The organism is Leisingera sp. (assembly GCF_982940295.1).
Window position 1 is genome coordinate 60,576 of the sequence record NZ_CEYXRG010000001.1, and the last position, 26,324, is coordinate 86,899.

At 61.8% G+C, this 26,324-nt stretch carries 24 protein-coding genes; 14 read left to right on the forward strand and 10 right to left on the reverse strand.

All coding sequences use genetic code 11. The annotated features are described in order from the left end of the window. Positions 1-176 precede the first annotated feature (176 nt). From AC4HIX_RS00295 to AC4HIX_RS00320, 6 genes are all read right to left on the reverse strand, one after another. Positions 177-1,499 (reverse strand): branched-chain amino acid ABC transporter permease, encoded by a 1,323-nt coding sequence (locus AC4HIX_RS00295; protein WP_490397412.1) that lies wholly within the window; start codon positions 1,497-1,499, stop codon positions 177-179. Then, positions 1,496-2,506 (reverse strand): branched-chain amino acid ABC transporter permease, encoded by a 1,011-nt coding sequence (locus AC4HIX_RS00300; RefSeq protein WP_490397413.1) that lies wholly within the window; start codon positions 2,504-2,506, stop codon positions 1,496-1,498. The genes AC4HIX_RS00295 and AC4HIX_RS00300 overlap by 4 nt, the downstream gene beginning before the upstream one ends. Beyond that, positions 2,506-2,925 carry a hypothetical protein gene (locus tag AC4HIX_RS00305; protein ID WP_490397414.1) on the reverse strand — a complete coding sequence of 140 codons (420 nt, stop codon included), beginning with the start codon at positions 2,923-2,925 and terminating at the stop codon, positions 2,506-2,508. The genes AC4HIX_RS00300 and AC4HIX_RS00305 overlap by 1 nt, the downstream gene beginning before the upstream one ends. 5 nt (positions 2,926-2,930) lie before the next feature. Next, positions 2,931-3,761 (reverse strand): ABC transporter ATP-binding protein, encoded by an 831-nt coding sequence (locus AC4HIX_RS00310; RefSeq protein ID WP_490397415.1) that lies wholly within the window; start codon positions 3,759-3,761, stop codon positions 2,931-2,933. After that, entirely contained in the window at positions 3,758-4,546 is a 789-nt protein-coding gene (locus AC4HIX_RS00315; protein ID WP_058286880.1) for an ABC transporter ATP-binding protein, read from the reverse strand. Before AC4HIX_RS00315 ends, AC4HIX_RS00310 begins: the two co-directional genes overlap by 4 nt. A 99-nt stretch (positions 4,547-4,645) precedes the next feature. Continuing rightward, complete coding sequence (locus tag AC4HIX_RS00320; RefSeq protein WP_490397416.1) at positions 4,646-5,839, reverse strand: ABC transporter substrate-binding protein; 1,194 nt, start codon at positions 5,837-5,839, stop codon at positions 4,646-4,648. Between the two features lie 189 nt (positions 5,840-6,028). On the opposite strand from AC4HIX_RS00320, the gene AC4HIX_RS00325 reads away from it, so the two are divergent. Continuing rightward, on the forward strand, positions 6,029-7,132 hold the full coding sequence (locus AC4HIX_RS00325) for a PQQ-dependent sugar dehydrogenase (RefSeq protein WP_490397417.1): 1,104 nt from the start codon (positions 6,029-6,031) through the stop codon (positions 7,130-7,132). A 21-nt stretch (positions 7,133-7,153) separates the two neighbouring features. Here AC4HIX_RS00325 and AC4HIX_RS00330 read toward each other — a convergent pair whose 3' ends face one another. Further along, positions 7,154-8,158: a GlxA family transcriptional regulator gene (locus tag AC4HIX_RS00330; RefSeq protein ID WP_475052129.1), complete on the reverse strand. Its 1,005-nt coding sequence runs from the start codon at positions 8,156-8,158 to the stop codon at positions 7,154-7,156. Between the two features lie 181 nt (positions 8,159-8,339). Between AC4HIX_RS00330 and AC4HIX_RS00335 the strand changes: the two genes are divergently transcribed. Then, the gene (locus AC4HIX_RS00335) at positions 8,340-9,710 is read left to right on the forward strand and encodes a class II 3-deoxy-7-phosphoheptulonate synthase (RefSeq protein WP_490397418.1); all 1,371 of its coding nucleotides are present in this window, start codon (positions 8,340-8,342) and stop codon (positions 9,708-9,710) included. 140 nt (positions 9,711-9,850) lie between these two features. On the opposite strand, the gene AC4HIX_RS00340 is transcribed toward AC4HIX_RS00335, so the two are convergent. Continuing rightward, positions 9,851-10,699, reverse strand: coding sequence for a PAS domain-containing protein (locus AC4HIX_RS00340; protein ID WP_475052125.1), 849 nt, complete (start codon positions 10,697-10,699; stop codon positions 9,851-9,853). 238 nt (positions 10,700-10,937) lie between these two features. On the opposite strand from AC4HIX_RS00340, the gene AC4HIX_RS00345 reads away from it, so the two are divergent. From AC4HIX_RS00345 to phoB, 10 genes are all read left to right on the forward strand, one after another. Continuing rightward, positions 10,938-11,834 (forward strand): YicC/YloC family endoribonuclease, encoded by an 897-nt coding sequence (locus AC4HIX_RS00345; RefSeq protein ID WP_490397419.1) that lies wholly within the window; start codon positions 10,938-10,940, stop codon positions 11,832-11,834. 16 nt (positions 11,835-11,850) lie between these two features. After that, entirely contained in the window at positions 11,851-12,492 is a 642-nt protein-coding gene (gene gmk / locus AC4HIX_RS00350; protein WP_475052119.1) for a guanylate kinase, read from the forward strand. Next, positions 12,489-13,010 carry a gamma carbonic anhydrase family protein gene (locus tag AC4HIX_RS00355; RefSeq protein WP_490397420.1) on the forward strand — a complete coding sequence of 174 codons (522 nt, stop codon included), beginning with the start codon at positions 12,489-12,491 and terminating at the stop codon, positions 13,008-13,010. Before gmk ends, AC4HIX_RS00355 begins: the two co-directional genes overlap by 4 nt. 101 nt (positions 13,011-13,111) lie before the next feature. Next, positions 13,112-14,152, forward strand: a complete 1,041-nt coding sequence (locus AC4HIX_RS00360; RefSeq protein WP_490397421.1) for a sensor histidine kinase — start codon at positions 13,112-13,114, stop codon at positions 14,150-14,152. A 207-nt stretch (positions 14,153-14,359) separates the two neighbouring features. After that, positions 14,360-15,406, forward strand: coding sequence for a substrate-binding domain-containing protein (locus AC4HIX_RS00365; protein ID WP_490397422.1), 1,047 nt, complete (start codon positions 14,360-14,362; stop codon positions 15,404-15,406). A gap of 109 nt (positions 15,407-15,515) precedes the next feature. Next, the gene (gene pstC / locus AC4HIX_RS00370) at positions 15,516-16,988 is read left to right on the forward strand and encodes a phosphate ABC transporter permease subunit PstC (RefSeq protein WP_490397423.1); all 1,473 of its coding nucleotides are present in this window, start codon (positions 15,516-15,518) and stop codon (positions 16,986-16,988) included. Further along, positions 16,988-18,346 carry a phosphate ABC transporter permease PstA gene (gene pstA, locus AC4HIX_RS00375; RefSeq protein ID WP_490397424.1) on the forward strand — a complete coding sequence of 453 codons (1,359 nt, stop codon included), beginning with the start codon at positions 16,988-16,990 and terminating at the stop codon, positions 18,344-18,346. Before pstC ends, pstA begins: the two co-directional genes overlap by 1 nt. 14 nt (positions 18,347-18,360) lie before the next feature. Beyond that, positions 18,361-19,158, forward strand: coding sequence for a phosphate ABC transporter ATP-binding protein PstB (gene pstB, locus AC4HIX_RS00380; RefSeq protein ID WP_475052105.1), 798 nt, complete (start codon positions 18,361-18,363; stop codon positions 19,156-19,158). 17 nt (positions 19,159-19,175) lie between these two features. Further along, the gene (gene phoU / locus AC4HIX_RS00385) at positions 19,176-19,886 is read left to right on the forward strand and encodes a phosphate signaling complex protein PhoU (RefSeq protein WP_475052103.1); all 711 of its coding nucleotides are present in this window, start codon (positions 19,176-19,178) and stop codon (positions 19,884-19,886) included. Between the two features lie 3 nt (positions 19,887-19,889). Further along, positions 19,890-20,579, forward strand: coding sequence for a phosphate regulon transcriptional regulator PhoB (gene phoB / locus AC4HIX_RS00390; protein WP_058286894.1), 690 nt, complete (start codon positions 19,890-19,892; stop codon positions 20,577-20,579). Positions 20,580-20,651: 72 nt separating this feature from the next. Here the strand turns inward: phoB and AC4HIX_RS00395 are convergent, their stop codons facing one another. After that, complete coding sequence (locus AC4HIX_RS00395; protein ID WP_490397425.1) at positions 20,652-21,563, reverse strand: LysR family transcriptional regulator; 912 nt, start codon at positions 21,561-21,563, stop codon at positions 20,652-20,654. A 99-nt stretch (positions 21,564-21,662) separates the two neighbouring features. Here AC4HIX_RS00395 and AC4HIX_RS00400 point away from each other — a divergent pair, with 99 nt between their 5' ends. Continuing rightward, positions 21,663-22,883: an acyl-CoA dehydrogenase gene (locus tag AC4HIX_RS00400; RefSeq protein ID WP_490397426.1), complete on the forward strand. Its 1,221-nt coding sequence runs from the start codon at positions 21,663-21,665 to the stop codon at positions 22,881-22,883. 675 nt (positions 22,884-23,558) lie between these two features. Here AC4HIX_RS00400 and AC4HIX_RS00405 read toward each other — a convergent pair. Then, positions 23,559-25,109 (reverse strand): trimethylamine methyltransferase family protein, encoded by a 1,551-nt coding sequence (locus AC4HIX_RS00405; protein ID WP_490397427.1) that lies wholly within the window; start codon positions 25,107-25,109, stop codon positions 23,559-23,561. Between the two features lie 440 nt (positions 25,110-25,549). Here AC4HIX_RS00405 and AC4HIX_RS00410 point away from each other — a divergent pair, with 440 nt between their 5' ends. Next, positions 25,550-26,065, forward strand: coding sequence for a hypothetical protein (locus tag AC4HIX_RS00410; RefSeq protein ID WP_490397428.1), 516 nt, complete (start codon positions 25,550-25,552; stop codon positions 26,063-26,065). Positions 26,066-26,324: the final 259 nt, after the last annotated feature.

Consider the following 26,324-nt stretch of genomic DNA (forward strand, 5'->3'; position numbering starts at 1 on the left):
CTGCTTAGCACCTGATAGTTAAGAAAATGAGGCAGGTATTTTCCAATTTTAAGGAAAACCTGAGGCGTGGGCTTCATCGGGGCTTCGGTCTGACGGCAATCAATCGAATAAACTGCGACCGTCTTGAAAAAGTGCAGGGCCCTGCCTGGGATCATCCAGACAGGGCCCGTGCGTTCTTACTTTTCGGGGATCAGGCCGCGCGGGCTGAACCTCAGCACCAGGAGCAGGATCAGCCCCATGGTGAACAGCCGCATGTGCGAGGCGCTTTCCATCAGATGCGCCTTCAGCGCGCTGCCGTCGGCCATGCCTGCGGTCACCAGCTCCATCAGCAGGATGCCCATCGGTTCCACCTTGATCCAGAAGAACCAGATCAGCATGCCGCCCAGCACCGCGCCAAAGTTGTTGCCGGAACCGCCCACGATCACCATCACCCAGATGAGGAAGGTGAACCGCAGCGGGTTGTAGGTGCCCGGCGTCAGCTGGCTGTCCAGTGTGGTCATCATCGCGCCGGCAATGCCGCAGATTGCGGAACCCAGCACAAAGATCTGCAGGTGGCGGCGGGTGACGTCCTTGCCCATGGCTTCGGCCGCGGTCTCATTATCGCGGATCGCGCGCATCATCCGGCCCCAGGGGCTTTTCAGCGCCATCTGCGCCATCCACAAAAGCGCCAGCAGAACCACCGCGAACATCACCGCATAACCCGCCTTGACGTAGACGGTCGAGGCGGTGACCGGGTCCATGCCCCAGCTTGCCGCACGCTCCACAAAGGACGGATCGTTCTGCAGATCGACCTCATAGGGCAGCGGGCGGGGCAGGCCGACCACGTTCTTCACGCCGCGCGACAGCCAGTCCTCGTTCTTCAAGACCGCGATGATGATCTCGGCGATGCCCAAAGTGGCAATGGCCAGATAGTCCGAGCGCAGGCCCAGGGCCGTCTTGCCGATCAGCCAGGCCGCGCCGGCCGCCAGCAGACCGCCCGCGGGCCAGGCCAGCAGAACCGGCAGGCCCAGGCCGCCGATATTGCCCTGCAGCGCCGGGTTGATCGCCTCGACCGAGCTGACCGCCGGGTCGAAGATCGCGCGGTAAACAAAGAAGCCGGTGACCAGAACAGCCAGCAGGACCAGCGTTCTGAATTTACCCGCTGGCATGTTCTTGGTGATCATCACCGCGGCCACGATTGTCATCGCACCCATGACCAAGGCCATTACGATGCTGACGCCGCCCGAAGACCAGGCCGCAGGGATCACCGGTGTGGAAGTCAGCACCACGGCCAGCCCGCCAAGCGCGGTAAAGCCCATGATGCCGACGTTGAACAGCCCGGCAAAGCCCCACTGGATGTTCACGCCAATCGCCATGATGGCCGAGATCAGCCCCATGTTCAGGATCACCAGCGCCGAGTTCCAGGAGCCGGAGAAGAACAGGAAGTCGGTCATGCCTTCCAGCAGGATCATCACGCCGACAAAGACGAAAAGAAGGGTATGTTTCATAGTATCGGTCATACCGCTTTCCCTTTGAAAAGGCCGGTGGGCTTGAACAGGAGGACGACAATCAGGATCGCGAAGGAAACCGCGAACTTGTAGTCGGTGCTGAGGAGCTGAACCAGCCCGTCAGGCGCCAGGCTCTCCGGCAGGCCATAGGTCAGAACCTTCTTCCAGGCATAGGTGATCGTCACTTCGGAAAACGCGATGATGAACCCGCCGGCAATCGCCCCGATCGGGTTGCCGAGGCCGCCAACGATGGCAGAGGCAAAGATCGGCAGCAGCAGCTGGAAATAGGTGAAGGGTTTGAACGACTTGTCGAGGCCATAGAGAACCCCGGCAATGGTCGCCAGCGCCGCCACGATCATCCAGGTGTACATCACCACGCGCTCCGGGTTGATGCCCGACAACAGCGCCAGATCCTCGTTGTCCGAGTAGGCCCGCATGGATTTGCCCGTGCGGGTCTTGTTCAGGAACCAGAACAGCACCGCCACCACGATGATTGCGGTGATCACGGTGATGCCCTGGGTGGTCTTGATTGCCAGGCCTTCATCCAGGCCGGTCATCTGTTTGAAGGTGCGCGCCTTGATGATGAAACGCTCGCCATCGGCAAACCGCTGGTCGCCGGGGCCGATGATAAAGCGCACGATGCCGTTCATCATGAACATCACACCAAGCGAGACCATCACGAAGATCACAGGCTTTGCCTTTTGCTGGCGGTAGAACCGGTAGACGGTCTTATCGGTCAGCAGCGCCAGGCCGATGGTGCCCAGAATGCCAAAGGGCAGCGCCAGCAGCGCCGTCGGCAGCGGGCCTGCGCTGATCCCCATGGACTGGAAAGCCCAGGTGATCAGGATTGTGACCATCGCGCCGAACGCCATGGTGTCGCCATGGGCAAAATTCGAGAACCGCAGGATCCCGTAGATCAGCGTCACCCCCAGCGCGCCAAGCGCCAGCTGGCTGCCATAAGCCAGCCCGGGGACAATAACAAAGTTGGTAAGCGCCACGAGGGCGTTGAGAAGATCCATCAGTAAAGCCCCGCTTCCGACTGGCAATCCAATTGGATTTTGACCATATCGCTACGGTCTCCGTTATTTGCGTGATGCCAAGTTACGTTCCCACCCCGGCGGCCTTCTACCTTGTCTGTTGGCAGCCGAGAGGTGTCGGAAGTAAAAGCGCTGCTCCAAGCAGAAAAGCCAGTGCCTTTCGGAGCCCGGACGTGAGCAGGACAGTAATCGTCATCACAGAAGTGAAAGTATTGAACAGTGACACTGTCTCTAGCCTGGAGTTCAAGAATTTCACCGCCTTCAGTCGCAATTACCTGTGGCGCTTTGACTTCACACGCATACGTCGGATCGAAAAACGCCCAGCCGGTTTGAGCCGAAGCGCAAATTGCGGCAGTTGCCAGCGAAGTGGAGCCGACGGCTTGGCAGAAATTTCCAGTCATTAACCTCACCCCCCCAAGAACGACTTACGCACTTCGGGATCGGCCAGCAGCTCCTTGCCGGTGCCGGTATAGGCATTGCGCCCCTGTACCAGGACATAGCCTTTGTCCGCGATCTCAAGCGCTTGCTTGGCGTTCTGCTCCACCATCAGGATCGGCAGCCCGGTGCGGGCAACCTCGATGATGCGGTCGAACAGCTCATCCATCACGATGGGGGACACACCCGCCGTCGGTTCGTCCAGCATAAGAACCTTCGGTTTCGTCATAAGCGCGCGGCCTACTGCAACCTGCTGGCGCTGGCCGCCAGACAGCTCACCGGCCGGCTGGTTGCGCTTGTCGCGCAGGATCGGGAACAGGTCATAGACTTGCTCCATAGTATCCCGGAAATCATCGGTGCGAATAAACGCGCCCATCTCCAGGTTTTCCTCCACCGTCATCGAGGTGAAGATGTTGCTGGTCTGGGGCACGAACCCCATGCCCTTGATTACCCGGTCCTGCGGGGTGAGCTGGGTGATGTCCTCGCCGTCCAGCCGCACCGCGCCGGAGCGCACGTTCAGCATCCCGAACACCGCTTTCATTGCGGTCGACTTACCGGCGCCGTTGGGGCCGACGATCACCGCGATTTCGCCCTTGTCGACGGCGATGGTGCAGTCATGCAGGATGTCCGGACCCTTGCCATAACCGCCGGTCATCGTGTCGCCGATCAGGAACGGGCCGCCCTCGACCTTGTGCGTGGGGCCGCTTTTCAGATGGGCCGGCTGCATTGTGCCCATGCCCTTCAGGTTGGTGATCGAGGCGTCCTTGTTGCCGTGATCGTCCTGGTAGGGGTTATCGCTCATGCGTCCGCCTCCAGCTTATCCTTGTTTTTCAGACCGGTACCCAGATAGGCCTCGATCACATGCTCGTTCGCCTTGATCTCGTCCAGGGTGCCTTCGGCAAGCTTTTTACCTTCGGCCATGCAGATCACCGGGTCGCACAGGCGGCCGATGAATTCCATGTCGTGCTCGATCACCACGAAGGTATATCCGCGCTCCTCGTTCAGGCGCTTGATCGCATCGGCGATGGTATAGAGCAGGGTGCGGTTCACACCGGCGCCGACCTCGTCGAGGAAGACGATCTTGGCGTCCACCATCATGGTGCGGCCCAGTTCCAGCAGCTTCTTCTGGCCGCCGGAGACCTGGCCTGCCTTCAGGTCCGCGATATGGCTGATGGTCAAGAACTCCAGCACCTCGTCGGCCTTGGCCCGCAGCGCGCGTTCCTCGTCAGCAATCCGCTTGCGGCCGAACCAGGTGTTCCACAGGCTCTCCCCCGACTGCGCGCCGGGCACCATCATCAGGTTTTCCCGGCAGGTCATCGAGGAGAACTCATGCGCGATCTGAAAGGTGCGCAGCAGGCCCTTGTGGAACAGCTCATGCGGCGGCAGGCCGGTGATATCCTCACCGTCCATGGTGACCCGGCCTGAGGTCGGTTCCAGAACACCTGCGATTACGTTGAAAAGAGTGGTTTTTCCGGCACCGTTCGGGCCGATCAAACCGGTTATGGACCCCTTGGCGATTTCCAGCGAGGCGCCGTCCACCGCGTGGAACCCGCCGAAGTGCTTATGCAAGTCCTCGACGACGATCATGACATTTCATCCCCTGCCGCAGTTTTTGCGGCGTTTTTAATTTGGAACAGCCCGGGCGGGGCCCGGGCTGCTCTTTATCGGTTGCGTTTCCGAAGGTTATCAGCGGAAGCGAAGGGTTTCGTTCTTGCCGTCCTTCACTTCGATCTCGCGGTAGGAGCCTGCGCTCTCACCCGGGCCGATCAGCTCAACGCCGGTTGCGCCCTGATAGTCAATGTCACCGCCAGCGGCGAGGATTTCCAGCGCCTTGCCCAGCTCACCCGGGTTGATCGGCTCGCCCGGAGCGTTGGCCACGTCCAGGATCTTGCCGACGTAGTCCGCCGGGCTGGTGGAGTTGGCCGCCTGCATCGCCAGCAGGAACAACGCCGCTGCGTCATAGGATTCGGACGCATAGGCCGAAGTGCCGTCAAAGCCGCGCTCTTTTGCCATTTCGGCAAAGATTTCCGCGCCCTTACTGTCAGAGCCCGCGATCTGGCCGAAAGAGCCGTCCAGGTCCGCACCAACGTTGGCGGGCAGGCTGTCGCCGATCATGCCGCCGGGAAGGCCGAAGGTGTCAAACGCACCGGAATCCAGCGCACCCTGGATGATGCCCAGGCCGCCCTGGTCCAGGTAACCGGCCACAACCAGCACGTCGCCGCCGGCAGACGCCAGCGCGCCGACTTCTGCGGAGTAGTCGCCTTTGCCGTCTTCATGCGCGGTCACGATGGTAACTTCGCCGCCAACTTCCTCAAAGGAGGTCTTGATGGCGTCTGCCAGGCCCTTGCCATAGTCGTTGTTGGTGTAGGTCAGGGCGATCGAGTTGATGCCGCGCTCTTTCAGGATCTCGGCCATGACCTGGCCTTCGCGGGCGTCGGACGGCGAGGTGCGGAAGAACAGGCCGTTGTCTTCCATGGTCGACAGGCCCGGCGAGGTTGCCGACGGAGAAATCATCACCATGCCGTTCGGAATCGCCACGTTCTGCAGGATGGCACCGGTCACGCCGGAACAGTCGCCGCCGATGATGCCGTTCACGCCCTCAGCCACCAGCTTTTCGCCGTTTGCCACTGCCAGGCCGTTGTCGATACAGCCGGTGTCCGCGCGGACCGGGGTCACGGTGGCGCTGTCCAGCAGCTTGCCCGACTTGGTAACCTCTTCCATGGCCAGCTCAGCACCGTCGCCCATAGCCGGGGCCAGCGATTCAATCGGGCCGGTGAAGCCGAACAGCACGCCCAGTTTCACTTCCTTCGCGTGGCCGCCGGCAAATGCGGTGCCAGCGGTCAGCGCAACAGCCGCGGTGGCCATCAGCAGTTTTTTCATTTGAGAACTCCCATTGTTGGAACAAAAATGTTCACATCGGACCCTAGGCAAGCCGGTTGAAAAAGAAAAGTCTTATTGAACCGGAACAATTTTCCTCGGGCCGCCTGTCTTGCGCTGCTCCTCCTCTTGATCCCCGGATGCAGCGCCGGCGTGGATTTACCGTGGAATCAGCAGAAGGAAAAGACCTCAATGTTGCAGCTGCTCCGCCCCGTGACGCTTGCCCTGGCGCTGATGACGGTTTTCACGGCCGCATGGGCAGAAACTCTCTCCAGCAGCCAGGGCACACTGCGCCTGACCCGGATGGCTGCGGGGTTTGATGTGCCCTGGGCCTTTGCGTTTCTGCCGGACGGCGGCCTCCTGGTGACTGAGCGGGACGGCCAGCTTTTTTATATTCGAAACGGGCAAAAGCAGCCCATCAGCGGCACGCCTGCGGTTGTAGCCGAGGGGCAGGGCGGGCTGCTGGACGTGATGGTGCCGCGGGACTTTGCCAGCAGCCGCGAGGTTTTCCTGACCTACGCCAAGCGCCAGGGGCGCGGGGCAGGCACCGCCTTGGCCGTTGGCAAGCTCAGCCGGGACAATAGCCGGCTGACAGGCGTCAGGCGGCTGTTTGAGGCTGCGCCCGGTTCCCGCGGCGGGCGGCATTTCGGCGCCCGCGTGGTGGAAGCGGGGGACGGCACGCTGTTTGTTTCGCTGGGGGAGCGCGGTGACCGGCCCAGCGCCCAGAACCTGCGGCTGCACCAGGGGTCGGTGGTGCGGATCAACCGCGACGGCACAGTGCCCGCCAGCAATCCGTTCATTAGGACCGAAGGCGCCCAGCTGGAGATCTGGTCCTACGGGCACCGCAACCCGCAGGGGATGGCGCTGGATCTGCAAGGCAATCTCTGGGTCGCTGAACATGGCGCCAAGGGCGGTGACGAGGTCAACCGGGTCCGCAAGGGTGCCAATTACGGCTGGCCGGTGATCTCCTACGGCCGCCATTACTCCGGCGCGCGGATCGGCGAGGGCACCGCAAAGCCCGGGATGGAACAGCCGCAGTGGTACTGGGACCCGTCCATCGCGCCTTCCGGAATGATGATCTATTCCGGCCGGATGTGGCCGGAGTGGCGCGGCGATATTTTCGTGGGCTCACTGAAATTCGGCTACATCTCCCGCCTTTCCGGAGCACCGCTTAAAGAGGTCGAACAGCTGCGCAGCGATGAGACGGGCCGTATCCGCGATGTGCAGGAAGCGCCCGATGGCAGCATATGGTTCGCCTCGGAAACTGAAGGAGCCGTATTCAGGCTGTCCCGCTGAAACGGAACAGCCAAGCGCCGGTCAGGCCTTGTAGTGCGCCGCCTTGCTGCCGCGCTCGCGGTACGGCGTCGTGTCGTAATGCGCCCGGTAGCATTTGGAGAAATGCGACGGCGAGGCAAAGCCGCAGGCCAGCGCCACGTTAATCACGCTCATGTCGGTCTGCATCAGGAGGTTGCGCGCCTTCTGCAGCCGCAGCTCCATGTAATAGCGCTTGGGCGAGCGGTTCAGGTAGCGGCGGAACAGCCGCTCCAGCTGACGGGTCGACATGCCGACATCCTGCGCCAGCACCGACGGGCTGATCGGTTCTTCGATATTGGCTTCCATCATCTGGATCACCATCGACAGCTTGGGGTGGCGCACGCCGATACGGGTCGGGATCGACAGCCGCTGGGTGTCCTGGTCGGTGCGGATCGAGGAATAGATCAGCTGATCCGCCACCGCGTTTGCCAGCTCTTCGCCGTGGTCATTGGCAATCAGCTTGAGCATCAGGTCGATAGACGATGTGCCGCCTGCGGTTGAAACCCGGTTGCCGTCGATCACGAAAACCGATTTGGTCAGGTCGACCTCGTCGAATTCCTCGGCAAAGCTGTCGGCGTTTTCCCAATGGATGGTGGCCCGTTTGCCGTCCAGCAGTCCGGCCTTGGCCATGGTGTAAGACGCGGTGCACAGCCCGCCCACGGTCAGCCCCTTGCGCGCCTCGCGGCGCAGCCAGGCCAGCAGCTTCTTGGTGGTGGCCTCCTGCACGTCGATACCGGAGCACAGCATCACCACGTCGTCGCGGCGCAGCTCGATCAGATCGTCGTCCAGATGAAAAGTGGTTCCGGCGGAACAGGTTACATTCTCGCCGCCTTCGCCCACCAGGGTCCAGGAATACATATCCTCGCCATACATCCGGTTGGCGATCCGCAGGCACTCAACAGCCGATGCAAAGGACAGCATCGTAAATTTGTCGAGCAGCACAAACACGAACCTCTTCGGCTGGCCGGCTTCTGTTCCAGAATCAGCAGGCTTGCGTGACGTCTGCATGGCGGGGGTCCTTCAAGAAACAAGTCGGGCCGCGGGAGCACGCTCCGCGGCAGGTCGGAAAACCGTGTTCACAGGATGGACGCCGGGTCAAGTAGGCGCAATTCTAAACTGGCCTCCAAGGAGCGGATTTTGTATAGAGCACCCTACAAATTCTAAAGTCCTCTGATGCGGAGAAAAAGTCATGAGCGAATGGCAAAAATCGGACTGGCGCAGCAAGCCGCGGGTTCAGATGCCGGACTACACCGATGCGGCAGCGCTGAACGCTGTCGAGGCTCAGCTTTCCAAGTATCCTCCGCTGGTCTTTGCCGGTGAGGCGCGCCGCCTCAAGCAGCATCTGGGCGCTGCGGGCCGCGGCGAGGCGTTTTTGCTGCAGGGCGGCGATTGCGCCGAAAGCTTTGACCAGTTCAGCGCCGATGCGATCCGCGACACATTCAAGGTGATGCTGCAAATGGCGATGGTGCTGACCTATGGCGCCAAGGTGCCGGTTGTGAAGGTGGGCCGCATGGCCGGCCAGTTTGCCAAGCCGCGCAGCGCGCCGACCGAAACCATTGATGGCGTCGAACTGCCCAGCTACCGCGGCGACATCATCAACGAGCTTGCCTTCACACCGGCAGCCCGCATTCCCGATCCCAGCAAGATGCTGCAGGCCTACACCCAGGCCGCGGCCACGCTGAACCTGCTGCGTGCCTTCTCCACCGGCGGCTTTGCCGACATGAGCCGGGTGCACTCCTGGACCCTGGGCTTCACCGACGAGCAGGAAGTCCAAAAATACAGCGAGATTGCCACCCGCATTCAGGACACCATCGACTTTATGGGCGCTGCGGGCATCACCGCCGACACCACCCATGAGTTCTCGACCGTCGAATTCTATACCAGCCACGAAGGCCTGCTGCTGGAATATGAGGAAGCGCTGACCCGTCTGGACTCGACCTCCGGTAAATGGCTGGCCGGCTCCGGCCACATGATTTGGATCGGCGATCGCACCCGCCAGCCCGACGGTGCCCATGTGGAATTCTGCCGTGGTGTGCTGAACCCGATCGGCCTCAAGTGCGGCCCGTCCACCACCGCCGAGGACCTGAAGGTGCTGATGGCGCGCCTGAACCCGGAGAACGAAGAGGGCAAACTGACCCTGATCGCGCGCTTCGGTGCGGGTAAGGCAGGCGAGCATCTGCCGCGGCTGGTCAAGGCCGTGAAGGAAGAGGGGGCCAATGTTACCTGGGTCTGCGACCCGATGCATGGCAACACCATCAAATCCTCCACCGGCTACAAGACCCGCCCCTTCGACAGCGTGCTGCGCGAGGTGCGCGACTTCTTCGGCGTCCACAAGGCCGAGGGCACGATCCCCGGCGGCGTGCACTTCGAGATGACCGGCCAGGACGTGACCGAATGCACCGGCGGCGTCCGTGCGGTGACCGAAGAGGACCTGAGCGACCGTTACCACACCGCCTGCGATCCGCGCCTGAACGCCAGCCAGTCGCTGGAACTTGCCTTCCTGGTGGCCGAGGAACTGTCCGCCCTGCGCGCCGCGCAAAAAGCCCGTCAGGCAGGCTGACACCAGTGGGGCCGCGGCTGCGCGGCCTTTCCACGGTTCTTGCAAAAGAAAAGGCGCCCCGGGGGTTCTCCCTCGGGGCGCAGTCAATTCAAGTGCTATGACCTTGTACTTGAATGATAAGATCTGTGCGGCGCGGCCTGTTAGTCGCGGCTGACCACCAGGCGCAGGTGCGGCGCGCCCTTGGGCTTGGCCGGTGCCGCCGCGGGTGTCTCTGCCGGTGCTGCGGGTCTGGCCGCGCGGCTGCGCTCCAGCAGCGCCTTGGCCTCATCCAAAATGGAGCGCTCCGGCTTGAACCGCGCCTGGGTCTCGGCAAAGCCCGGGTTCGGCTGGTTCACGTCGCGGCGCTCTTCCTTGGCTGCTGGCGTGGCGGGAGGCGTGGTATCGGGACGCGGCTTGGCCTTGAACCCGGCAGTGCCCGGGGTCTTGGAGACCGCGCGCATCTCGATCGAGGAGATCGAGAACCGCTGCGAGGTGACCGTCTCGCCCTCATCCGCCACCAGCACGCCCAGCACCCGGCTGATGTCACCCAGATCGCTGCGCAGAGGCAGCAGCAGCATGCGGGCCTCGCGAGGAGTGCGCAGGCGCGGCGCTTCGATCTGCAGCTCCAGCTCCACAATTGCGGGCGTCTCGAACATATGCTCCATCGCCGAGCTCAGCTGCTTGCGCGCCTCGGTGGTGAAGAAGGCGGTGACCGGCATACCGCGCACTTCCATGCCGGCCATGTCATTCACCATCGACCCGGCCAGGCGGAAGCGGGCGATGCCCGGTGCGATCCGCTCCAGAATGAATGTGTTGCTCAGGATATTCTCAAGCCCGCGCGGATCGATCTGCGACCGGCTCGGCACATCATCGCCGCGCCGCAGGGCCGTCCAATAGGCCTCCGCCTGGCGCAGCGGCGACAGCGGTCCGCCTTTGCGGAACCGGTTCATGGAAACAACCTTGTCCTGACTGCTGGTCTTTTCGGTACCGCTGCGGCTGCCAAAAATCATCTCATATCCCCTTTAGCCCCGGCGTGCCTTGAGTTTCTGTCAGCCAGCGGCTGCGTTAACACTTAGGGCCGGTATGGTTACCCTGAAGTTAAGATGACACAATCTAATTCAAATTTGGACTACTTCTTTAAGCAATGGTTAACGTGCAGGGGTAGCGGCGTTTTTGCGATTGCGCTTGCACCCTATACTTTCGAGACAGTAGAGCTGACCAATCACCAGCGACGAGAGGGCCTTTGCCATGACCATCCGCAGCATGACCGCCTTTGCCTCGGCGCAGGGCAGCACCGGGCAGCACAGCTGGAGCTGGGAACTCCGCTCGGTCAATGCCAAGGGGCTGGACATCCGGTTGCGGGTTCCGGACTGGCTGGACGGCCTTGAAAACCATATCCGTTCGGTTTTGTCCAAGGCGCTGGCACGGGGCAATGTCTCGCTGACGCTGCGGCTGTCACGGACCGAAGACAGCGCCGCGCAGGTTCAGATCAACACGGCAGTCTTGCAGTCGGTCATCAAGGCCCTGGGCGAGGCGCAGTCCATTGCGCAGCAGAACCGGGTCGGCATCCGCCCGGCCTCCGCCGCCGAGGTGCTGGGATTCAAGGGCGTGCTCGAGCAAGCCGCTGTGGACGATGACCCGGCGCCGCTGGTCAAGGCGCTGAGCAAGGAACTGGAAATCCTTGTGGCGGAATTCGTGCAGATGCGCGAAGCCGAAGGCGCCGCGCTTGCCGTAATCCTTAACGGCCAGCTGGAGCAGGTTGCCTCACTGACCGCCCAAGCAGGGGCACGGGCCGACGAGCGCAAAGTCAAAATGGCGGAAACCTTCAAGGCCAACCTGGCCCGGGTGCTGGACAACGCCGACGGTGCCGATCCGGACCGCGTCGCGCAGGAACTGGCGCTGATTGCCGTCAAGGCAGACGTGACCGAGGAACTGGACCGCCTCGGCGCCCATGTCGAAGCCGCGCGCGACCTGCTGGTCAAGGGCGGCGCCGTGGGCCGCAGGCTCGACTTCCTGATGCAGGAATTCAACCGAGAGGCCAACACGCTTTGTTCAAAAGCGCAGCACAGCGCCTTGACGGCGGTGGGGCTTGAGCTGAAAACCGTGATCGACCAGATGCGCGAGCAGGTGCAGAACATAGAATAAGAAAAGGAGTGCCCAGATGGCGGACCGCCGCGGCCTTTTGATCATCCTCTCATCGCCTTCGGGCGCAGGCAAATCCACACTGGCCCGCCGCCTGATGGCATGGGACCCGGGGCTCAAGTTCTCGGTCTCCGCCACCACCCGCGCCCCGCGCCCGGGCGAGGAGCATGGCCGCGAGTACTTCTTCATGTCCGAGGACGAGTTCCGCCAGAAGGTGGCCGAAGGGGGAATGCTGGAGCACGCCCACGTGTTCGGCAACTTCTACGGCTCCCCGGCAGGCCCGGTAAAAGACACCATCGAGGCCGGCCAGGACGTGCTGTTCGACGTCGACTGGCAGGGCGAAATCCAGATCCGCAACTCCGACCTGGGCAAGCACGCGCTGTCGATCTTTATCCTGCCGCCCTCCATTCCAGAGCTTCGCCGCCGCCTGGAAACCCGGGCTCAGGACAGCGACGAGGTGATCGCCAAACGGATGCAGAAAAGCTGGGATGAGATCAGCCACTGGGGCTATTACGATTATGTGCTGGTCAATGACGACCTGGACCAGACCGAAGCCAAGCTGAAAACCATCGTCGAGGCCGAGCGGATGCGCCGGATCCAGCAGCCCAAGCTGCAAGAGCACGTGCGCGCCCTGCAAACCCAATTCGAGGAACAGTCATGACCCTTTACACCCTTGGAGACCACCAGCCGCAAATCCACGAGGACACCTGGGTCGCCCCCGATGCCAATCTGATCGGCAAGGTGGTGATGGAGGCGGGGTCGTCGGTCTGGTTCGGCGTCACCATCCGCGCCGACCACGAGGAGATCCGCATTTGCGAAGGCACCAATGTGCAGGAAAACGTGGTGATGCACATTGATGCGGGCTACCTGCTGACCATCGGCAAGAACTGCACCATCGGCCACAAGGCGATGCTGCACGGCTGTATCATCGGCGAAAACACCCTGGTCGGTATGGGCGCCACCATCCTGAACGGTGCAAAGATCGGTAAGAACTGTCTGATCGGCGCCGGCGCCCTGATCACCGAGAACAAGGAAATCCCCGATAACTCGCTGGTCATGGGCAGCCCCGGCAAGGTCGTGCGGGAGGTGGATGCCGCGCTGGCAGAGAAGCTCACCCAAAGCGCATTGCATTATCAGGACAACATGCGCCGCTTCCGGGCTGAGCTGAAACTGCTGTAACCAGCATCCGTACCCCGGTTTTTGCGCTGGCTGAACGCGGGTGCCACACGGCGTTTACAAAGCAGCGCTAGGCAGGCCGGACACTCAACGACGGGGATCTGATGACGACGGAGCTGATTGACGGATTTCTGGCGGCCATCCCGCTGCCCGCTGTGCTGGTGGACCAGACCGAGCGGTTCATCGCGGTGAATACCGAAGCGGCCACGCTTCTGGGGCAAGGGGTGAAGGGGCGCCATTTCGCCACCATCCTGCGCCAGCCCAGCGTCGCAACCGCCATCGAAGGCTGCCTGCGCGACCGCAACCCCCGCATGGCCCGCCACCTCGCCAATGACGGTGCCCAGGACACGACCTTTGCCGTCACCCTGCGCTATGTGCCCGGCATCGGCGCCGTCGGCGGCGGCGCGGTGCTGGCCTGTTTCGATGATGTCACCGAGCGCGAGCAGGCAGGCCAGATGCGGCGCGATTTCGTCGGTAACGTCAGCCACGAGCTGCGCACGCCGCTGACCGCGCTGATTGGCTTCATCGAAACCCTGCGCGGTCCGGCCCGCGAGGATGCGCAGGCCCGCGACCGTTTTCTGACGATCATGGAAGGCGAGGCCAGCCGGATGAACCGCCTGGTAGGCGATCTCTTGTCCCTGAACCGGGTGGAAAGCGAAGAACGGGTGCGGCCCAAGCAGAAGGTCGATCTGACCGGCCATCTGGCCTCCACTCTCAGGACGCTGCAGCCGGTGGCGGAGGCCCGCGGCGTCCAGATGAAACTTGAGGCGCCAGAGGAGGCCGTGTCAGTCACCGGCGATCCGGACCAGCTGCAGCAGGTCTTCACCAACCTGGTGGAAAACGCGGTGAAATACGGCGGTGACGAGGTCCGGGTGGTGCTGAGCCATACTGATCGCGACCCATCCGTGCGTGCCCCGGCCGCCCGCGTGCAGGTGATCGACAACGGGCCGGGAATCGACCCCGTCCACCTGCCGCGCCTGACCGAACGGTTTTACCGCGCCGACAGCCACCGCTCCCGCGAGATGGGCGGCACCGGGCTGGGGCTGGCAATTGTAAAACATATCATCAATCGCCACCGCGGACGCCTGCGGGTGGAAAGCGAATTGGGGCAGGGCTCTGTTTTCACTGTGATCCTGCCGGAATGACCAGGCGCCGCAAATAACGCTGCACACAAACCGCCGCCGGTAATTCCCGGCGGCGGTTTGCCGATTCATGACACATTTTTTTCCGTCCAAACGGCGGTTGTCATGAAGCTGTTACACTGGTGTCACAAAAGCCTCATCAGCGGCCTCTAGGTGATGCGCCAAGATCATCGAGGGGTGATCGAACATTGAAAACTCATGGAGACAAAAATGTCCTTTGTGAAACTGACCGCTTCCGCCCTGGCAATTTCCGCCGTTTCTGCCACTGCAGCAGCCGCGCGCGACCAGGTGCAGGTTGCCGGTTCGTCGACCGTTCTGCCCTATGCCTCTATCGTGGCTGAGGCTTTTGGCGAGAACTTCGACTTCCCGACTCCGGTTGTGGAATCCGGCGGCTCCTCCGCGGGCCTCAAGCGGTTCTGCGAAGGTGTGGGCGAAAACACCATCGACGTCGCCAACGCCTCGCGCAAGATCAAAGACAAGGAAGTCGCCGCCTGTGCCGAAAACGGCGTGACCGACATCATCGAAGTCCGCATCGGCTATGACGGCATCGTGTTTGCCTCCGACATCAACGCCAACGCCAACGCTTTTGAGTTCACCCCGTCCGACTGGTTCCTGGCGCTGTCCGACAAGATCCTGGTCGACGGCCAGCTGGCCGATAACCCGAACCAGACCTGGGCCGACGTGAACGCCGATTTCCCGGCCGTCGACATCCAGGCCTTCGTTCCGGGCACCAAGCACGGCACCCGCGAAGTGTTTGAAGATAAGGTTATCCTGGCAGGCTGCGAGGAAACCGGCGCCTTTGAAGCCTTCAAGGAAGCCAACGGCGGCGACAAGAAAGCAGCCGAGAAAGCCTGTATCGCCCTGCGCACCGACGGCAAGTCGGTCGACATCGACGGCGACTACACCGAGACCCTGGCCCGCATCGAAAGCAACAAGGACGGCATCGGCGTCTTTGGCCTGGCGTTCTATGAGAACAACACCGACAAGCTGCAGGTTGCCACCATGTCCGGTGTTGTGCCCTCGACCGAGAGCATCGCAACCGGCGAATACCCGGTCTCCCGCCCGCTGTTCTTCTACGTGAAGAAAGCCCACATCGGCGTGATCCCCGGCCTCAAGGAATATGCTGAGTTCTTCGTCGCTGACGAAGTTGCAGGCGAAGACGGCCCGCTGGCCGAATACGGCCTGGTGGCAGACCCGGAACTGGCCGAGACCCAGGAAACCGTCGCCAACGAAGCCGTCATGGGCGGCAACTCCTAAGGCTTTGTCCTGACGTAAGATTTGCCGGGGCGGACTTTTCTGCCCCGGCGCAGTTTTTCCCGGTCCCCGACGCTGTTTCCCTTTCCGTCACCGCCTAACGGAGCCCTCCATGCCCACTTTCTGGCTCGTTGTTCTCCTGCTTGCGCTGTCCGCAGCGGGTTTTTACTGGGGGCGCAGCCGCGCGCTCCAATCCGCCGGGGGCGATGCAAGAGAACTTCATTCTCTGCCGTCCTATTACGGCTACCATGTTGCACTGGCATCCTTTGTGCCTGCCATCGCTGTGCTGGCCATTTGGCTGCTGGCCCAGCCGCTGGTCATTGAGAACCGTGTCTCGGGCATGATCCCGCCTGAGGCGGTTCCGGAAAGCTCCACCCTCGGCTTGGTGATGAGCGACGTGCGCCGGGTTGCCGAAGGGCTGGATCTCGCGGTGGAGCAGGAACTGCTGACCCGCCGTCAGGCCCGCGATGCCTCCAGCAGCGGGCAGGACCTGCGCGCCCTGATGGGCGAAGTCGGAGTTGCCCTAGGTGCCGATGTGCGGCCCGAGGTTCTGAATGCGGCTCAGTCATACCGCAACCTGTCGCATACCGGCAAAACCGCAATGACCGTGGTAGTCGCGCTGCTGGCGCTTGGCGGCTTTGCGTGGGCCCACAGCCGCACTCACAAGGATTTCCGCGCCCGCAACGTGGTGGAGCGAGGTGTCCTTGCGCTGCTGATCCTGGCTGCCTCTCTGGCAATCCTGACAACGGTCGGCATCGTCCTGTCGATGCTGTTCGAGACCAAGAACTTCTTTGGCCTGCACAGCTGGACCGACTTCTTCTTTGGTTCCACTTGGGCGCCCAACTTCCGCGGCGACAGCGACCTGTCGATCCTGCCTCTGTTGTGGGGCACTCTATATATCTCCTTCATCGCGCTGCTGGTGGCGGTGCCGGTGGGCCTCTTTGCCGCCATCTACCTGTCGGAATACGCCAGCGGCGCCGTGCGCGCCTTTGCCAAGCCGCTGCTGGAGATCCTGGCGGGCATCCCGACCATCGTTTACGGCCTGTTCGCGCTGCTGACCGTGGGGCCGGCGCTGGCCAATCTGTTCGCCAAGGGCGGGCTGCTGGGCGTCGAATGGATGGCCGGTGCCACCTCGGTTCTGACCGCGGGGCTGGTGATGGGCATTATGCTGATCCCGTTCGTTTCCTCGCTGTCCGATGACATCATCAACGCGGTGCCGCAGGCGATGCGCGATGGCTCGCTGGGCCTGGGCGCCACCAAATCTGAGACCGTGCGCCAGGTGGTGATGCCGGCGGCATTGCCGGGGATCGTCGGCGCGGTGCTGCTGGCCGCGTCCCGCGCCATTGGCGAAACGATGATCGTGGTGATGGGGGCAGGGGCGATTGCCAAGTTCTCGGCCAACCCGCTGGAATCGATGACCACAATAACCACCCGCATCGTCAGCCAGCTGACCGGGGACACCGACTTTGCCAGCCCCGAAACCCTCGTTGCCTTTGCCCTGGGCCTGACTCTGTTTGTCCTGACCCTCGGCCTGAACGTCCTGGCGCTCTACATCGTGCGCAAATACCGGGAGCAGTACGAATAATGACTGACCTCAGCCAATCCCCCGCAGGCGCCGCGCCCCGCAAGCACGGCGGTTCGCTGCTGGAGCAGACCCCGCGCACCAGAAAACGCAACGCAGCCGAAGCACGGTTCCGCGGCTATGGCATCGCCGCCATCACCGCGGGCCTGATCATGCTGCTGATCCTGGTGACCACCATTGTCAGCAAAGGCACCGGCGCCTTCCAGCAAACCTTTGTGACGCTTCAGGTGGAGCTGCTGGAAAGCAAGCTCGACAAGAAGGGTGAGCGCAACATCGAGGACATCAAGAAGGTCACCACCTTCGGCTATGCCCCGATCATCAAGGGCGCGATGGAGTCCGCGGTCGAAGAGCTGGGCATTGAGACCAGCCTGAAGGCCAAGGAACTGGCGGGCGTGCTGTCCAAGGACGTCGCCGCGCAGCTGCGTGATTTTGTTATCGCCAACCCGGACCAGATCGGCCAGACGGTGGAGTTTCGCTTCCTCGCCTCCGGCCGGGTCGACGGCTACATGAAGGGTCGCGTCAGTCGCGACAGCATCGTTAACGACAAGAACATCTCGGCCGAACAGCTTGATCTTGTTGATGCTTTGGCCGCAGCCGGAGTGCTCGAAAAGACCTTCAACCTCGACTTCATCACTGGCGCCGACGCCTCCGACGCCCGCCCCGAAGCCGCCGGCATCGGCGTCTCCATGCTAGGCTCGCTGTTCATGATGTTTGTGGTGCTGGCGCTCGCGCTGCCTATCGGTGTCGCCGCCTCGATCTATCTCGAGGAATTTGCGCCGCAGAACTGGCTCACTGACATGATCGAGGTGAACATCTCCAACCTCGCCGCGGTGCCGTCGATCGTGTTCGGCATCCTGGGTCTTGCGGTGTTTATCAACTACATGCACCTGCCGACCTCGGCGCCGCTGGTGGGCGGCCTGGTGCTCACGCTTATGACCCTGCCGACCATCATCATCTCCACCCGTGCCTCGCTGAAATCGGTGCCGCCGTCGATCCGCGACGCCGCCCTGGGTGTCGGCGCCTCCAAGATGCAGGCGGTGTTCCACCACGTGCTGCCGCTGGCCGCGCCCGGCATCCTGACCGGCACCATCATCGGCCTGGCGCAGGCGCTGGGGGAAACCGCGCCGCTGCTGCTCATCGGCATGGTCGGCTTCATCGCCTCCAACGCGCCGGAAACCCTGGCCGACGGCCTGCTGGCCCCGAACTCCGCGATGCCCGCGCAGATCTATGAGTGGGCCAAACGCGCCGACCCGGCGTTCTATGAACGCGCCTGGGGCGGCATCATCATCCTTCTCATCTTCCTGGTGACCATGAACACGCTTGCCGTGGTCCTGCGACGCCGCTTTGAACGCCGCTGGTAAGGGGGCATAGTGCAATGAACGACATGACCTTGATGGATAACACCGTGGACACACAACAAATCAAAATCGCCGCCAAGGATGTGAACGTCTACTACGGCGACTCCCACGCGATCAAAGACGTGAACGTCGAGATTGAGGACAAGACCGTCACCGCTTTCATCGGCCCGTCGGGCTGCGGTAAGTCGACCTTCCTGCGCTGCCTCAACCGGATGAACGACACCATCGACATCTGCCGCGTGAAGGGCGACATCCTGCTGGATGGCGAGGACATCTATGACAAGCGCGTCGATCCGGTGCAGCTGCGCGCCAAGGTCGGCATGGTGTTCCAGAAGCCGAACCCGTTCCCCAAGTCGATCTATGACAACGTGGCCTATGGCCCGCGTATCCACGGCCTGGCCAAGAACAAGGCGGAACTGGATGAAATCGTTGAGAAATCCCTGCGCCGCGGCGCGATTTGGGATGAGGTGAAGGACCGGCTGGACGCCCCCGGCACCGGCCTTTCCGGCGGCCAGCAGCAGCGCCTGTGCATCGCCCGCGCCGTCGCGACCGAACCCGAAGTGCTGCTGATGGACGAACCCTGTTCAGCGCTTGACCCGATCGCCACTGCGCAGGTCGAGGAACTGATTGACGAACTGCGCAGCCAGTATTCCGTGGTGATCGTCACCCACTCGATGCAGCAGGCCGCGCGGGTCAGTCAGAAAACCGCCTTCTTCCACCTTGGGAACCTGGTGGAATTCGGCCCCACCGGCCAGATCTTTACCAACCCCGAAGATCCGCGCACCGAAAGCTACATCACCGGCCGGATCGGCTGATCTATAGGAATTTCAACATGGTAGAACAGCATATTGCATCGGCATTCGACCGCGATCTGGAGGCAATCCAGGCCCGGATCATGAAAATGGGCGGCCTGGTCGAGGACGCCATCCGCGAAGCAGCCCGCGCCCTGGAAACCCGCGACGAAGAACTGGCGCTGACCGTGCGCCAGGGCGACAAGGCGATTGACGGGCTGGAAGAGCTGATAAACGAGGAAACCGCCCGGCTGATCGCGCTGCGCTCGCCCACGGCCTCCGACCTGCGACTGGTCCTGTCGGTGATGAAGATCGCCGGCAACCTGGAACGCATTGGCGATTATGCAAAAAACATGGCCAAGCGCACCGCAGTGCTGGCCCAGGGTCCTGACATCACCGAAGGCGCAGCGGCGTTGCGCCGGATGGCGCGCGAGGTGGAGCGGATGCTCAAGGACGCATTGGATTCCTACATCCAGCGTGACCCCGAGCTGGCAGCTGATGTCATCGAGCGCGACCGCGATGTGGATCAGATGTATAACGCGCTGTTCCGCGAATTTCTGACCCATATGATGGAAGACCCGCGTAACATTTCGGCCTGTATGCACTTGCATTTCATTGCAAAAAACACAGAGCGCATGGGTGATCACGTGACTTCCATCGCTGAGCAGGTGATCTATCTGGTGACCGGTGTAAAACCGGAGGAAGACCGTAAGAAAGCCGATACCACCTCGACAACATCTCAGGAGATCTGACCGATGGCTGCCGATCAGCCCACCGTCCTTGTTGTTGAAGACGAAATGGCCCAGCGGGAAGTGCTGGCCTATAACCTCGAAGCCGACGGCTTCCGCGTGCTGCGCGCCGAACATGGCGAAGAAGCGCTGCTGGTGGTCGAGGAAGACATGCCCGACATCATCATCCTGGACTGGATGATGCCCAACCTCAGCGGCATCGAAGTGTGCCGCCGGCTCAAGACCCGTCCGGAAACCCGCAACATTCCGGTGATCATGCTGTCGGCCCGCTCGGAAGAGGTCGACAAGGTGCGCGGCCTGGAGACCGGCGCCGATGATTACGTGGTCAAACCCTATTCGGTGATCGAGCTGATGGCGCGGGTGCGCACTCAACTGCGCCGGGTGCGTCCGTCGACCGTGGGGGTGCGGCTGGAGTATGACGACATCGTGCTGGACGCGGAGACCCACAAAGTGAGCCGCGCCGACAATCCGCTGAAGCTGGGGCCGACTGAGTTCCGCCTGCTCTCCACCTTCATGGAAAAGCCGGGCCGGGTGTGGAGCCGCGAGCAGCTCTTGGACCGGGTCTGGGGCCGCGACATCTATGTCGACACCCGCACCGTCGATGTTCACATCGGGCGGCTGCGCAAGGCGCTGACCCAGCACGGCGGCAGCGACCCGGTGCGCACGGTGCGCGGCGCGGGTTACGCGCTCGGCTGAAACGGCATCAGGGGGTGTACAGGCGGTGCACAGGGGGTGCACGCATATCACCCCCTTGATTTCTGCTGCCGGTCAGCGCGGCAGCGGATCTTCCGGCTGCGCCTGGCCCGCCAGCCACTCCCTGAATTTCATCAGCGCCGGCGCGCCTGACTTCCGCTCCGGCCAGACCAGGTAATAGGCACCGGCTGACTCCAGCGGTTCCGGGTGCAGCGCCACCAGACGGCCGGTGGCCAGATCCTGTTCCACCAGGTAATCCGGCATCAGCGCCACCCCGAGGCCATGCAGAGCAGCTTGGGTGATGGTTGCGAATTGATCATAGATCGTGCCGCTCAGCCCGTCATCGGCAGCGATCCCTTGCCGGTTGAACCAGTCCCGCCAGGCGGTCGTCCGGGTTTGAATGTGCAGCAGCGGCATCTTCAGGATATCCTTGGGGTCCGTGACTGAACGGCCCTCCAAAAGCTCCGGCGCGCAGACCGGCAGCAGCTGTTCGTGCTTGAGCAGCAAGGACCGCGTGCCAGGCCATTCTGCGTTTCCGAAATGAATAGCCGCATCAAAGGGTTCCGTGGAGAAGTTGAATGGCTCCAGACGGGTGGCCATGTTGATTGTCACATCCGGGTGCAGCCGGGAAAACTCCGGCAGCCGCGGCATCAGCCAGCGCATTCCGAAGGCGGGCAAAATCGCCAGATTCAGCGTGCCGGCCAGCGGCGCGGCCTGCAAACGCAGGGTTGATTGCACAATCTGGTTCAGCGCTTGGCGGATCTCCGCGGCGTAGTCCTGCGCTTCAGAGGTCAGCATCAGGCGCTTCTGGTCCCGTTGCACCAGTTCCATCCCCAATTGCCGTTCCAGCGTTTGCAGTTGGCGGCTCACGGCGCCTTGCGTGAGTGCGAGTTCCTCGGCCGCAGCGGAAGCGCTGCCCAGACGGTCGAGCGCTTCAAGCGCGCGCAGGGAGGAGATGGATGGCAGGAATTTGCGGGGCACGGTCATGTATGAGTGTTTGTCATGGATCTTTGCGAAAGTCTCGCTGTTTTTTCCCTTCACCTCCCGTTAGGGTTTGCCCAAACCGCGAACCATTGAGGTGACATGATGACCGACAAACCCGCGCTGCGCGCCAAAGATGCTCCGGACCTGGGCCGTTTCAACTGGGAAGATCCGCTGCGGCTGGAGGACCAGCTGACCGAAGATGAGCGGATGATCTCCGCCTCGGCCCGCGCCTATGCCCAGGAAAAACTTCAGCCGCGTGTGCTAAGTGCCTATGAAGACGAAGAAACCGATCCCGAAATCTTCCGCGAGATGGGCGAAATGGGCCTGCTTGGCACTACCATCCCGGAAGAATACGGCGGCCTTGGCGGCGGCTATGTATCCTATGGACTGGTGGCGCGCGAGGTGGAACGTGTCGACAGCGGCTACCGCTCGATGATGTCGGTGCAAAGCTCGCTGGTGATGTATCCCATCTACGCATACGGCAGCGAAGAGCAGCGCCAGAAATACCTGCCGAAACTCGCCTCCGGCGAATGGATCGGCTGCTTTGGCCTGACCGAGCCGGATGCCGGTTCCGACCCCGCCAGCATGAAGACCCGGGCGGAAAAAACCGAGGGCGGTTATAGACTTACCGGCTCCAAGATGTGGATCTCCAACGCGCCGATCGCAGATGTTTTTGTGGTCTGGGCCAAGTCCGAGGCGCATGGCGGCAAGATTCGCGGCTTTGTGCTCGACAAGGGCCTGAAAGGCCTGAGCGCGCCGAAGATCCAGAACAAGGCCTCCCTGCGCGCGTCGATCACCGGCGAAATCGTGATGGACGGCGTTGAAGTTGGCGAAGACGCACTTCTGCCACATGTTCAAGGACTTAAGGGGCCTTTCGGGTGTTTGAACCGCGCCCGTTACGGCATCAGCTGGGGCGCAATGGGCGCGGCGGAGGCTTGCTGGCACGCAGCGCGCCAGTACGGGCTTGACCGCACGCAGTTCGGCCGCCCGCTGGCCAATACGCAGCTGTTTCAGCTGAAGCTTGCCAACATGCAGACCGAGATCACCCTTGGCCTGCAGGCCTCTCTGCGGGTCGGGCGGCTGATGGATGAGGCCAGCGCGGCACCGGAGATGATCTCGATCATCAAGCGCAACAACTGCGGCAAGGCGCTGGAGATTGCCCGGATGGCTCGCGACATGCATGGCGGCAATGGTATCAGCCTGGAGTTCAACGTGATCCGCCACATGGTGAATCTGGAAACGGTGAACACCTATGAGGGCACCCACGATGTTCATGCTCTGATCCTGGGCCGTGCTCAGACTGGTTTGCAGGCCTTCTTCTAAAGACCGATTGCAGCGCGGGATACCGTCTCGCGCTGCATTTTCCCATTGTCATTTTGCAGTTTTGCAAGATGTGACCGTTCGGTGTGTTCCGCAAAGGATTCTGGCTCGTTTGCAATCTCAGCTATCGCCGGATCGGATCCGAAAACCCTACCCTGAAATCTGTGGTGGCATAAAAACTACTGAGAAACTTTGGTCTCTCGGGAGACAGCTGGTTAATATTCGAGGACCGCTTTTGCAACAGTGTTGGGTGCGGCGACCCAAGCGCAGGTTTGCGTTGCGAATTTTCGGATGATGGTTTTCCCACCCATCTGGCACTGTCATCTTGCGCTTTTGAGGAGCCGCGAGGCTGTAGCGAGATACACACGGGTCTCGTCATGCAATAATGCAATACCAGCCTGCACCTTTGCATTGCAAGAATGTGCGTCATGAAACAACCGAAAGCCAGCGCGCTTTGCAAAGAAGCGCATGTTAACAAATAGTTATCATGAAGCTCCCGGCTGTGGAAGCCATTAGTTCGCGTTTTATTGGATTGCTGGTGATGGGCCCGGTGTAGCACAAATGGACCACTCAGGAAGGCAGTCTGGTATATCGGCCGGTTGCAGAACTGACGGCCACTGGCACTGATGCAAAAAAACGGGCCGGAAATTCCGGCCCGTTTGAAAGCGATACTGGTGGTTACGCAGGCAAATAGATGTTGAACTTCTCCCGGATCGCCATGTCGGTGGCGGCGTCAAACCTGGCTGTGGCGCGTTGCGACAGGATCTTTTCCTTTTTCACAATTGCCTTTTGGATCAGGTCGGGCTTGTCGCGCTCCGCCCATTCCTTGGGTGAGGTGCGGTCGCCCAGGTCGGGATAGACATAGTCCATCTGCATCCGGCTGAGCGTCTGATCGGTGCCCAGATAGTGGCCGGGCCCGCCAAGGCAGGTGGCGCGCATCTGGTCCAAGGCCAAAGTCTCTTCGTTGACCTCAATGCCGCGCACACAGCGTTGCGCCTGGCCCAGCAGGTCGTTGTCGAGGATCAGCGACTCATGGCAGAAGCCCAGCAGCGAAGCATGCATGCCCGCGGCCTCGTAAACCATATTGAGACCGGATAGCCCCGCCATCACGGCTGAGCACATCTGCTCCCAGCCGGCCTGCATGTCGGGCATTTTCGAATCCGAGGCGCCTGCAGCGGCACCGCCGGGCAGGTCGTAGAACTTGTGCATCTGAGCGCAGCCTGCAGTCAGCAAAGCTTGCTCGCCAGAACCCACGGACATCGCGCCGGTGCGCAGGTCCAGGCCGAAGGGCCAGGTACCGAAAATCGCTGGGGCACCGGGCTTTACGGCGTTTACGTAAACCAGCCCGGCCAAGCATTCCGCCACCGCCTGGGCAATTGCGCCGGCAATGGTGGAGGGCGCGGTTGCGCCCGCCATGCCAGCCGACAGCAGGAGCACCGGCATGCCGCCCTTGATGCACTCCTCCATCACCTCGCAGGATTCCGTGGCGAACTTCATCGGCGGAACCACAAAGCAGTTGGAGTTCGACACGAAAGGGCGCTCTCGCCACTTGTCTTCGCCGCCCGCAATCATATGCAGAAGTTCCAGCCCCGGCTTTACGAAGCCCGGCTCGGTGAAGGAGACGCCGACATGTTTGGTCGTGCCGGCGGTAGTGGCGTAAATCGAGTTCAGATCCATCTCGCAGTTGTCGGCGATGTCGCGGCATACCATCGGGCGCTGGACAAAGTGGATATTGTCGAGCTGGTCGCAGATGCGGGCGGCGTCGTGCAGATCCTGCACGGTGGAATCGCGGTAGGTCTTGCCGTGCACGTCCACCATGCTGACCGCGGCGCCGGCGGTTCCGTAATGGACGCGGCCGCCAGACAGCTGCAGATCGGTCTTGCCGTCGCGGCTAAACAGGGTGACGGACCGGTTGGCTTTGGCAATGGTGTCCTCGACCAGGGCGCGGGGGAAGCGGATACGGCCGTCATCGCCCAGGGTACAGCCTGCTGCGGTCAAGTATTCGATGCCGCTTTGGGGGGCATCGGCGAGGCCGATCTCTTCGAGTGCGGTCAGTGCGGTCTGGTGGATCTGCTCCATGTCCGCTTGGCTGAGCATTTTCAGGGCGGTGGATTCCATCCCCGGGCGCACGGGGCGCAGATGATCCGGCAATGCGGCTGCCCGGGCGGCACGTCGTGCATTGCGGCCGCCGCTGCGGCCAGCGCGGGAGGAGGAGGCTTGGTCGTTCATTATATTGAGCCTTTCAGGTGGGTGAGTGGAAATTACTGGAATTCCAACTCAGTGCGGCCGGCCTCTGGCCGCACGCCCGCGCGCCGCACCGATTGTGCGGCAGATCAGGCTGACAAGGCTGCGTTCTCCCTGCATGCGGGCTCCTGTCTGTGTTGTTGTAATTTGACACGGCTGGAAGGGGTTTCTTGCCCGTTTGCGACCAGGATGAAAAAAGCGACATGATTTTCATTCGGGGCGCCAGGCGCGGTTTGGACGCCGCAAAACTGTGGCTTTAAGTAAATGTATTTATTTTTATTGGTGTATCTTCGATTTTTGACGCTATGCGCGGCTGGCAGTTATTGGCAGGATGGCCTTGGGAACCGAATATTAAGCATTAATGGCGAAACTGGGGTCCTGGGGATGGCGCGCTGAAACAGCGCATTTCAAGAAGGCAAAGCGATATGCCGATGGTTAGGAAAACCACACTCACTCATGCCTTTGCCGCGGGTCTTTCTGTTGGGCTTGCCTTTGCCCAGCCGAGTTTTGCAGAAGGGTGGGCCAGGCCGCTTTTCAGTAACCGCGTTCAAGCCGCATCCGGCGCCGGCAGCACCGAGCCGCAAGCTTTCCAGCTGGCCTTCCTGCAGGAGTTTGGCAGTTTTATCCTTGGCGGCACGGTTGCCTCCCGCCGTTCCGGTCTGCTGACACGGGCGGTGCGGGCAGATGAAACGCATCAGCTGCGTCTCCACGCGGGATACGACTTTGGTCCAGCAACGGGTGTTGTTACCCTGGGCGGGTTGCAAGCTGAGACCGCAACCGGCAAGCGGAATGGGGCACTGTTTGGTTTGGGAATGCGTGTTTCTCTCAACCGGGCACTGCAACTGCGGGGTGAGCTGCTGCATCACGAAGCCGGACCCAAGGATGGCAGCGGCCGACCGCGCGGCGAGACTTTATCCTTAACCGCTGCATTTCGCTTCTGACGATCGCTGGCCCTGGCTAACTGCCGTTACGCGCAGCGGGTGACCGATGCCATGCAGTGTCAGGGCGCTAGGTGCGCGCAGGGTCCATTTCAATGGCTGCACTTATCTCCGATATTGGAGTCCGGCGGAAAAGCGCACGTTGCAGGGGAATTTCGGCCAGTCATTGCCAGTTCAAGGGAACGTGAGCCGATAGGACTGGAAGTTCGGCTTTGGAGACCTTTTGTAAGCTCCAACGGCGCACAACCTGCGCCGGGACTGC

Coding starts and splice junctions, on each gene's coding strand:
- AC4HIX_RS00295 (WP_490397412.1), bottom strand. CDS start 1,499: ATGACCGATACTATGAAACATACCCTTCTTTTCGTCTTTGTCGGCGTG.
- AC4HIX_RS00300 (WP_490397413.1), bottom strand. CDS start 2,506: ATGGATCTTCTCAACGCCCTCGTGGCGCTTACCAACTTTGTTATTGTC.
- AC4HIX_RS00305 (WP_490397414.1), bottom strand. CDS start 2,925: ATGACTGGAAATTTCTGCCAAGCCGTCGGCTCCACTTCGCTGGCAACT.
- AC4HIX_RS00310 (WP_490397415.1), bottom strand. CDS start 3,761: ATGAGCGATAACCCCTACCAGGACGATCACGGCAACAAGGACGCCTCG.
- AC4HIX_RS00315 (WP_058286880.1), bottom strand. CDS start 4,546: ATGATCGTCGTCGAGGACTTGCATAAGCACTTCGGCGGGTTCCACGCG.
- AC4HIX_RS00320 (WP_490397416.1), bottom strand. CDS start 5,839: ATGAAAAAACTGCTGATGGCCACCGCGGCTGTTGCGCTGACCGCTGGC.
- AC4HIX_RS00325 (WP_490397417.1), top strand. CDS start 6,029: ATGTTGCAGCTGCTCCGCCCCGTGACGCTTGCCCTGGCGCTGATGACG.
- AC4HIX_RS00330 (WP_475052129.1), bottom strand. CDS start 8,158: ATGCAGACGTCACGCAAGCCTGCTGATTCTGGAACAGAAGCCGGCCAG.
- AC4HIX_RS00335 (WP_490397418.1), top strand. CDS start 8,340: ATGAGCGAATGGCAAAAATCGGACTGGCGCAGCAAGCCGCGGGTTCAG.
- AC4HIX_RS00340 (WP_475052125.1), bottom strand. CDS start 10,699: ATGATTTTTGGCAGCCGCAGCGGTACCGAAAAGACCAGCAGTCAGGAC.
- AC4HIX_RS00345 (WP_490397419.1), top strand. CDS start 10,938: ATGACCATCCGCAGCATGACCGCCTTTGCCTCGGCGCAGGGCAGCACC.
- gmk (WP_475052119.1), top strand. CDS start 11,851: ATGGCGGACCGCCGCGGCCTTTTGATCATCCTCTCATCGCCTTCGGGC.
- AC4HIX_RS00355 (WP_490397420.1), top strand. CDS start 12,489: ATGACCCTTTACACCCTTGGAGACCACCAGCCGCAAATCCACGAGGAC.
- AC4HIX_RS00360 (WP_490397421.1), top strand. CDS start 13,112: ATGACGACGGAGCTGATTGACGGATTTCTGGCGGCCATCCCGCTGCCC.
- AC4HIX_RS00365 (WP_490397422.1), top strand. CDS start 14,360: ATGTCCTTTGTGAAACTGACCGCTTCCGCCCTGGCAATTTCCGCCGTT.
- pstC (WP_490397423.1), top strand. CDS start 15,516: ATGCCCACTTTCTGGCTCGTTGTTCTCCTGCTTGCGCTGTCCGCAGCG.
- pstA (WP_490397424.1), top strand. CDS start 16,988: ATGACTGACCTCAGCCAATCCCCCGCAGGCGCCGCGCCCCGCAAGCAC.
- pstB (WP_475052105.1), top strand. CDS start 18,361: ATGAACGACATGACCTTGATGGATAACACCGTGGACACACAACAAATC.
- phoU (WP_475052103.1), top strand. CDS start 19,176: ATGGTAGAACAGCATATTGCATCGGCATTCGACCGCGATCTGGAGGCA.
- phoB (WP_058286894.1), top strand. CDS start 19,890: ATGGCTGCCGATCAGCCCACCGTCCTTGTTGTTGAAGACGAAATGGCC.
- AC4HIX_RS00395 (WP_490397425.1), bottom strand. CDS start 21,563: ATGACCGTGCCCCGCAAATTCCTGCCATCCATCTCCTCCCTGCGCGCG.
- AC4HIX_RS00400 (WP_490397426.1), top strand. CDS start 21,663: ATGACCGACAAACCCGCGCTGCGCGCCAAAGATGCTCCGGACCTGGGC.
- AC4HIX_RS00405 (WP_490397427.1), bottom strand. CDS start 25,109: ATGAACGACCAAGCCTCCTCCTCCCGCGCTGGCCGCAGCGGCGGCCGC.
- AC4HIX_RS00410 (WP_490397428.1), top strand. CDS start 25,550: ATGCCGATGGTTAGGAAAACCACACTCACTCATGCCTTTGCCGCGGGT.